Consider the following 1,327-nt stretch of genomic DNA (forward strand, 5'->3'; position numbering starts at 1 on the left):
CACCTGGCGGGTCTACCACAACCCCAGCAAGGACGACCGCACCGGCGATTACGACGACAACGCGCTCTCGTACTTCAAGCAATTCCACAACTTCCCGAAGGACGACCCGCGTTACATCAACGCGATGACCAAGTTCGACCCGGCGGCCTTCGACGCGCACTGCAAGGACGGCACCCTGCCGACCGTCTCCTGGCTGGTCGCGCCGTACCTGTTCTCCGAGCACCCGGAGGCCGGACCGGCGTACGGCGCGCACTGGGTGAACCAGGCCCTGCAGTCGCTGATGTCCAACCCGGACGTGTGGCGGCACACCGTCTTCCTGGTCATGTACGACGAGAACGACGGCTACTTCGACCACATGGTGCCGCCCACCCCCGAGCCGGGCACCCCCGAGGAGTTCACCCAGGGCCGCGCCATCGGCCTCGGCAACCGCGTCCCGCTCTGGGTCGCCTCGCCCTGGTCACGCGGCGGCTGGGTCAACTCCCAGGTCTTCGACCACACTTCGGTGCTGCGCTTCATGGAGCAGGTCACCGGTGTGGCCGAGCCCAACATCTCCGCCTGGCGCCGCGCCGTCTGCGGCGACCTCACCAGCTGCTTCGACTTCGCCGCCCCGGACCACTCGATCCCGCAACTGCCGGACACCAACGCCCTGATGGCCAAGGCCGACGCGGGCACCAAGCTCCCCGGCGTGCAACTGCCCGCCGTCGGCGCCCAGTCCATGCCGGTGCCCGAGCGGGGCGACCGCCCGCACCGCCACCTGCCCTACCAGCCCTGGGCCGAGGCGGAGGTGGACCGCCTCACCGGCCGGGTCACCTGCACGATGAGCAACGACGGCGGCGTGGCCTTCCCGTACACGGTCTACCCGAACATCGTCCAGCCCTTCGCCGGGACGCCGTTCACCGTGGCCCCGGGCGCCTCGGCCACGTACGTCTGGGAGGCCGCGAACACCAACGGCCGCTACGACTTCACCGTGCACGGCCCGGACGGCTTCGTCCGCCGCTTCGCCGGCACCGTGGTCCGCGACGGCCAGGGCGGGGCCGAGCAGCCGTCCGGTCAGAACGACATCGCGGTGCCGATCGTCACCGCCGACCTGTCCGGTTCCAAGCGGCTCACCCTCCAGCTGGTCAACGACGGCATGACCGACGTCTGCTTCACCGCCGTGCCGAACGACTTCGCCGGCACCGCGCAGACCGTCTGGGTCCGGCCGGGCAAGCAGAGCAACCTGGTCTGGCCGCTGGACAAGCAGGGCCGCTACGACGTGGTGGTCACCGCCGCCACCGGCCAGCGCTTCACCCGCCGGTACGCGGGCTGGGTGCACTGAGTCCGGATC

General features: G+C 70.3%; 1 protein-coding gene. It reads left to right on the forward strand.

Annotated features, from left to right (window positions below):
• The coding region (locus tag VR45_RS25930; protein WP_159394355.1) for an alkaline phosphatase family protein at positions 1–1,318 on the forward strand (1,318 nt) is incomplete at its 5' end.
• Positions 1,319–1,327 lie beyond the last annotated feature (9 nt).

The sequence above is a fragment of the Streptomyces sp. NRRL S-495 genome (genome assembly GCF_000966955.1).
GTDB lineage: Bacteria > Actinomycetota > Actinomycetes > Streptomycetales > Streptomycetaceae > Kitasatospora > Kitasatospora purpeofusca.